A 6,710-nucleotide genomic window follows, 5' to 3' on the forward strand; every position below is an offset into this window, starting at 1 on the left:
ACTCTTGTGCCTCTTCCTGATCCAGCTATCGCATACGCTTGCCTGTCCGCTCCCGCTCAATTCGGCTTCTTAACGGACGACTAACGCGTTCCGCTATCGCAATGAGATTGTCGCAGGCTGTACCTGCAACGGCAAGGATCCGGTCGGGCTCGCTCAGGTCAAGGTCGACGACGATCCCACCTTGCGCAAGGGCGACATCGTCGCGGGCGCGGACGGCCTGGTGGTCGCCAGCCGCAATGCCAACGACCGCCGCGGCGTCGCGATGAATTTCTCGCCGCTGCCCGACTCGGTTCGCGCAAGATTCCGCCAGGTGCCGGTGGTGGCGAAGGAATAGGCCTCAACGTCGTCCTGGCATTCGCCAGGACGACACCAAGAGTGTGGGCTATGCCGCCCGGATCTTGCCGAGGAAGTCGCTGACGTCATGGCCGAGCTGGCGGCTCTGGCTCTCCAGCATCTCGGAGGCGTGTTTCACGTTGTCGGCGGCAGCGGCAGCAGCGTCTGCATCGGATTTGACGCCGGTGATGTTGTCCGAGACGTTCTTGGTGCCCTGCGCCGCAAACTGGGTGCTGCGGGTGATCTCTTGGGTGGCCGCTCCCTGCTCCTGCACGGCGGCGGCGATTGCGGTCGCGACCTCGTTCACTTCGCCGATGATGCCGCCGATGGTCTGGATGGCGCTGATGGCGTCGGCCGCGACCTTCTGGATGTCGGCGATCTGCTCGGAGATCTCCTCGGTCGCCTTCGCCGTCTGGCTCGCCAGCGACTTCACCTCGGAGGCGACCACGGCAAAGCCGCGACCGGCCTCCCCGGCGCGGGCCGCCTCGATCGTGGCGTTAAGCGCGAGCAAATTGGTCTGCTGCGCAATGGTGTTGATCAGGCCGACGACCTCGCCGATGCGGCCGGCCGACTTTTGAAGTCCCTGCACGTGCCGTCGGTCTCGCGCGCCTGGGTCACGGCGCGGCTGGCGATGCCCGCGGCATGCGCGGCCTGCTGACTGATGTCGTTGATCGAGGCGCTCAGCTCTTCGGCGGCGGCGGCGACGCTGTCGACGCTCATGGAGGCGTCATTGGAGGCCTTGCCGGCGATCTGCACGCGGTCGTTGGTCTGCCGCGACACCGCGGAGAGATCGCCCGAGGTCTTGCGCATCTCGCCAGAGGCTTCGCTCAATTCGCCGAGCGTTTTGCGCACCGCGCCCTCGAACTCGCCGACATAGGTCTCGACCGCGCGCTGGCGCGCGGAGGCGCCCGCATTGCGTTCGCGCTCCTGCGCCTCGATCGTGAGCTTGTCGTTGGCCTGCTGCTTGAAGGTCTCCAGCGCGCCGGCAAGCGCGCCGATCTCGTCGTTGCGGTCGAGATAGCCGCTATCGACGGCAAGGTCGCCGCCGGCGACCTTCAGCATGGCGTCCCGGATGGTGTTGAGCGGAGTGATGACGCGGCGGCTGACCAGCATGATCGCGCCGACGGCAAGCCCCACGGCGAGCGCCAGCAGCGTAAGCTGCACGATCAGTGCGCGCTGTGCGGCGCCGCGCTGCTCCTGCGTGTGGATCTTGGCAGCATCGAGCGCACCTTCTGCCACTGTGACGGCGCTCGCCATACGGGCGACCGTGAGCGGGCTCCATTGGTTCGCCGTCATCTCGGGCTTCTCACCCTTGACCAGCGCGTCCGTGAGACGGTCGCGCAAGGCCAGATATTGCGGCTCGAAATACGAGGTCTTGGCGGAGGCCATCGCGGAGGCGAGCCCCGACGGCAACTGCATGCCGGACGTCGACAGCTCCAGCGCCTTCCACATCGCGCTCGTGCCGCCGACATGTTGGGTATAGGCGTAGCGGCCCTCCGTCGTGATCTTGCCGGCGGCCAGCCCGGTCGAGACGATCAGCGATGCTTCGCCTGCGGTGTTGCGGAGCAGCCAGGCGTTCTGCTTGATCGACAGCAGCTGGTCGATCGCGGCGTCCAGGTGATTGACCGTGGCGGCCAACGTGTTCGAGAGCTTGTCGAGCGTGTCGAGCAGGCCCTGCGTTGTCTCCATATATTCCTTGGGCAGACCGGCGCGGCGTTGGTCCTTCGGCTTGGCTACATCCTCCCAGAACTGCTTCTGCTCCTCGATCAGCAGCTTGTAGAGGCGCGCAAGCTCCGGTACCAGCGTGCCTGATTGCGGAAAGTCCATGGCCGGCAGCAGCTCGATCGCGCGCGCCATGGCGGGCATTTGGGCATCGCGCAGCGCGCGCAGATATTTCTCGATCTCGCCGTCCATCGGCTCGGTCGCATTCAGGAGGCGGACCGTGGTCGAGCGGTCGGTGCGCAGATTGTGCATCGCCTTGAACAGATCGGCGGACGTGTCGGCGATCTGCGAGATGCGGTTGGCGGTCTTCAGGCGATCCCAGGACTCGTAGGCGGTGAGCGAGAGCGCGATCACCACGCAGATCGACGTGATCGCGATCACCGCCTTCAGCAGCGCGGATACGGTCAGACGATTCAGCATCGAAGTCCCCCAATTCCCAATACAAAGTTCGTAAAGGCGCCCCGGCAACAGCAGAAAAAGGGGCCCGTCAGACAAGGCAATCGCATGCCGTTTGCGGCTCAGGGCCCAAACGGTTTCCGCATCTGAAAGGAAAAGGGTAAAGTTTTCAGCAGGCCGGCTGATCGTAGAAGTACGTATTTACTAGAAGTTGCAAAGGGTTGCGTCGATGGAACCAAGCCACGAGCTGCGCGTTAGGAGACTGTCAGCAATTTTGCCTAAAGGGGGGTCCTAGCGATGCTGGTCGGCGTACTCGTCACCTTTCTCGTCGTCATTCTCGTACTTTACCTCATCAACATGCTGCCGATGGACGGCCGCGCCAAGCAGATCGCGCGCGTCGTCGTCATCATCATCGGCATCGTCTCGCTGCTGAAATATCTGGCAGTGTTTTAGCCGGGCGCTTAGCTAGCGCAACGAAAAAGCCCCGGCGCGAGCCGGGGCTTTTGGTGTTCTAGTCGGGTCGGCAGGCCGCCTTGTCAGCCAGGGCGTTGTCAGCCAAGGGCTTTGGCCTCGCGGCGGCGGGCGGTGAGGATGTATTCGGTGTAGCCGTTCGGCTGCTCGCGTCCCTTGAAGATGAGGTCGCTGGCCGCCTTGAAGGCTGTGCCGTCGAAGGCGGGCGCCATCGGCTTGTAGATGGGATCGCCCGCATTCTGCTTGTCGACGACCACCGCCATGCGCTTGAGCGATTCCATCACCTGCGCCTCGGTGATCACGCCCTGGTGCAGCCAGTTGGCGAGGTGCTGGCTGGAGATGCGCAAGGTGGCACGGTCTTCCATCAGGCCGACGTCGTGGATGTCAGGCACCTTCGAGCAGCCGACGCCCTGGTCGATCCAGCGCACGACATAGCCCAGAATGCCCTGGCAGTTGTTGTCGATCTCCTGCTTGACGTCGTCGGGCGCCCAGTTCGACTTCGACACGGGGATGGTGAGGATGTCTTCGAGCTTTGCCCGTGGGCCGCCCTTGGCGAGCTCCTGCTGGCGCGCGGTGACGTTGACCTGGTGGTAGTGCAGCGCGTGCAGCGTCGCGGCGGTCGGCGAGGGCACCCAGGCGGTGATAGCACCGGCCTGCGGATGGGCGAGCTTCTGCGCCAGCATGTCCGCCATCTTGTCCGGCGCGGCCCACATGCCCTTGCCGATCTGGGCATGGCCGGGCAGGCCACAGGTCAGGCCCATATCGACGTTCCAGTCCTCATAGGACTTGATCCAGGGCTGCGCCTTCATCTCGTTCTTGCGGATCATCGGACCCGCCTCCATCGAGGTGTGGATCTCGTCGCCGGTGCGGTCGAGGAAGCCGGTGTTGATGAACATGATGCGCTTGGAGGCGCGCTGGATGCAGGCCTTGAGGTTGACGGTGGTGCGCCGCTCCTCGTCCATGATGCCGACCTTGAGCGTGTTCTCGGGCAGCGACAGCATCTTCTCGACGCGGTCGAAGATCTCGCAGGTCAGCGACACCTCGTCGGGGCCGTGCATCTTCGGCTTGACGATATAGGCCGAGCCGGTGCGGCTGTTCTTGACCTTGGAGTTGCCTTTCAGATCATGGACAGCAAGAAGCCCGGAGACGGCGGCGTCGAGCAAGCCTTCCGGAATCTCCTCGCCCTTGTCGTCCAGCACCGCGTCGGTGAACATGTGGTGACCGCAATTGCGCATCAGCAGCAGGCTGCGGCCGTGCAATTTCACTTCGCCTTTGCCGTCAGGCATCTTGTAGCTGCGGTCGGCATTGAGCGAGCGCGTCAGCGTCTTGCCGCCCTTCTCGAAATCGGCCGACAGCGTGCCGTTCATCAGGCCGAGCGTGTTGCGATAGACCAGCACCTTGTCCTCGGCATCGACGGCAGCGACCGAGTCTTCCATGTCGAGAATCGTGGAGACGGCGGACTCCATGACCATGTCCGCGACGCCGCCCGGATCGTCCTTGCCGATCGCGCTGGTGCGGTCGATTTTTACCTCGACGTGCAGGCCGTTGTTGACGAGCAGTACCGCGCTCGGTGCGGCTGCGTCGCCCTGGAAGCCTGCGAATTGCGCGGCGTTCTTCAGGGCGGTGGCGTTGCCGCTCTTCAGCTTCACCGCGAGCTGGCCCGCGACCACGCTATAGGCGGTGACGTCGGTGTGACTGCCGGTCGCCAGCGGCACGGCGGCATCGAGGAACGCTTTTGCCTTGGCGATCACCTTGTCGCCGCGCGCCTTGTTGTAGCCCTTGCCGCTCTCGGATGGATCGTGCGGGATCGCGTCGGTGCCGTAGAAGGCGTCATAGAGCGAGCCCCAGCGCGCATTCGCCGCGTTCAGCGCATAGCGTGCGTTGGTCAGCGGCACGACGAGCTGCGGGCCGCAGATCTTGCCGATCTCCTCGTCCACATTGGCGGTCTCGACCTTCTGCGTCGCCGGCTCCGGGAGGAGATAGCCGATCTCCTTCAGGAAGGCGGTATAGGCGTTGAGGTCGAACGCCTTGCCCTTGTTGGCCCGGTGCCAGTCGTCGATCTTGGCCTGCAACGTGTCGCGCACCGCCAGCAGCGCGCGGTTCTTCGGCCCCAGCTCCTTGATGATGGCGGCGAGCCCGGCCCAGAACGCATCCGGCGCGATCCCCGTCTTCGGGGCCGCTTCCTTGGCGATGAAATCGAACAGGACGGGAGCGATCTTCAGTCCGTGGGCGTCGACGCGTTTCATGATGGGCTTTCTTGTTGGAAATGGCTGTTTTTGGCTGCTTTTGACCCGACAGCAGCAAAATGCGCTCCAAGGAGCGGCTTTCGGGGTCTTATTAGCCCCAAAATCGGGGCCGTGAGAAGGCCCCCAAAAGTTGTCAAAATGTCAAGGCGAGGTGGGCGGCCCACGCACGGTGTCATTCCCCGCGAAGGCGGGGAAATCCAGTACGCCGCGGCCTCTCGCCTGAATCACTGCTGTCGGTGGAATGCTGGGTCGCCCGGTCAAGCCGGGCGACGACAGCGGAGCAGCAGCCCGGCTTCAAATATTCGCGGCGAGGTCCACGAGTTCGTCGAACAGCACGCCGGTCGTCTTGAGCATCTGTTCGATCTCGTCCGCCGCCTCGGCGACCGTCCGCGTCGAGGTGTCGATCACGAGCTCGGCGGCCTCGGGCCGCTCGTAGTCGGTGCCGATACCGGTGAACGACGCGAGCGTGCCGGCGCGGGCCTTCTTGTAGTGGCCCTTGGGGTCGCGCTCCTCGCAAATTTCCGCCGGCGTCGCGACGTAGATCTCGCGGAACGACGTGTCGGCGATGCGGCGCGCGGTGGCGCGGTCCTCGCGGGCGGGCGAGACGGCGGCGACAATGGCGATGTGGCCGTTACGGGCGAGATGCGTCGCGACTTCGGCGAGGCGGCGGATGTTCTCGCTGCGATCGGCGGCCGAGAAGCCGAGATCGCTGTTGAGCCCGGCACGCAGCGTGTCGCCGTCGAGCAGGATCGGTGAGCCGCCATTGCTGAACAACCGCCGCTCCAGCGCCTTGGCTAGAGTCGACTTGCCGGAGGCGGGGAGGCCGGTGAGCCAGACCACGGCGCCGTTGTGACGATAGCGCGCGGAGCGTTCGTCGGGCCGCAGCGCGGATTCCACCGGCACGATGTCGACGGGCAAGGCGCGCTGGCCGGCATCGACCGACAGCACGAGACCGCCGCCGGCGATGCGCCCGGACACCTCGATCACGAGACGGCCGGTGCGCGGATTTTCCGTGTAGGGATCGGTGGCAATCGGATTCGAAAGGGATATGTCGATCTCGCCGACATGGTTGCGGCCGATTGCCTTGTTCTCGACGCTCGACAGCTCACCGGGATCGACCGCCTTCTCGATGGCGACGACGGTGGCACGGCTTTCCTTCGGTCCGCAGCGAACCAGGAGCTGGTCGCCCTTGGCCAGCGGCTTGTCGTGCAGCCAGAAGATCCGCGCGCGCAGCCGTCGTGTCTCGCGCGGCGCGCTGTTGGCATGCGCGATGATGTCGCCGCGCTCGAGGAACAGCTCGCGGTCGAGCGTGATGCCGACCGAGCGGCCCGCACCCTGGCGGCCTGCGACCGGCGTCACCGGCCAGCTCTCGACCGTCTTGATTCTGGCGATCTTGCCGGCGGGCATGATCACGATTTCGTCGCCGGCAACCAGGCTGCCGGATTCGATCCGGCCCGCCACGATGCGGCGATCGTCGAATTTGTAGATCGCCTGCACCGGCAGCCGCAGCGCCAGCGCTTCCAGCGGCCGGGCCGGCTCGAG

At 65.0% G+C, this 6,710-nt stretch carries 3 protein-coding genes and 2 pseudogenes; 2 read left to right on the forward strand and 3 right to left on the reverse strand.

Translation table 11 applies throughout. From position 1 onward, the window contains the following. Window positions 1–82 precede the first annotated feature (82 nt). Window positions 83–334, forward strand: a pseudogene (locus tag IVB32_RS27650) (DUF2865 domain-containing protein); the annotation flags it as partial. Between the two features lie 48 nt (window positions 335–382). Here the strand turns inward: IVB32_RS27650 and IVB32_RS27655 are convergent. Then, window positions 383–2,475: pseudogene (locus tag IVB32_RS27655) on the reverse strand (methyl-accepting chemotaxis protein). Window positions 2,476–2,748: 273 nt separating this feature from the next. Between IVB32_RS27655 and IVB32_RS27660 the strand changes: the two are divergent. Further along, complete coding sequence (locus tag IVB32_RS27660; protein ID WP_007599832.1) at window positions 2,749–2,904, forward strand: Thivi_2564 family membrane protein; 156 nt, start codon at window positions 2,749–2,751, stop codon at window positions 2,902–2,904. Window positions 2,905–3,002: 98 nt separating this feature from the next. Here the strand turns inward: IVB32_RS27660 and IVB32_RS27665 are convergent, their stop codons facing one another. Further along, window positions 3,003–5,168, reverse strand: a complete 2,166-nt coding sequence (locus IVB32_RS27665; RefSeq protein WP_018454653.1) for a malate synthase G — start codon at window positions 5,166–5,168, stop codon at window positions 3,003–3,005. Between the two features lie 294 nt (window positions 5,169–5,462). After that, window positions 5,463–6,710 (reverse strand): adenylyl-sulfate kinase (gene cysC / locus IVB32_RS27670; protein WP_247411974.1); only part of this gene is annotated, 1,248 nt, incomplete at its 5' end.

This window comes from Bradyrhizobium sp. 23, from assembly GCF_023073295.1.
Classification (GTDB): domain Bacteria; phylum Pseudomonadota; class Alphaproteobacteria; order Rhizobiales; family Xanthobacteraceae; genus Bradyrhizobium; species Bradyrhizobium canariense_D.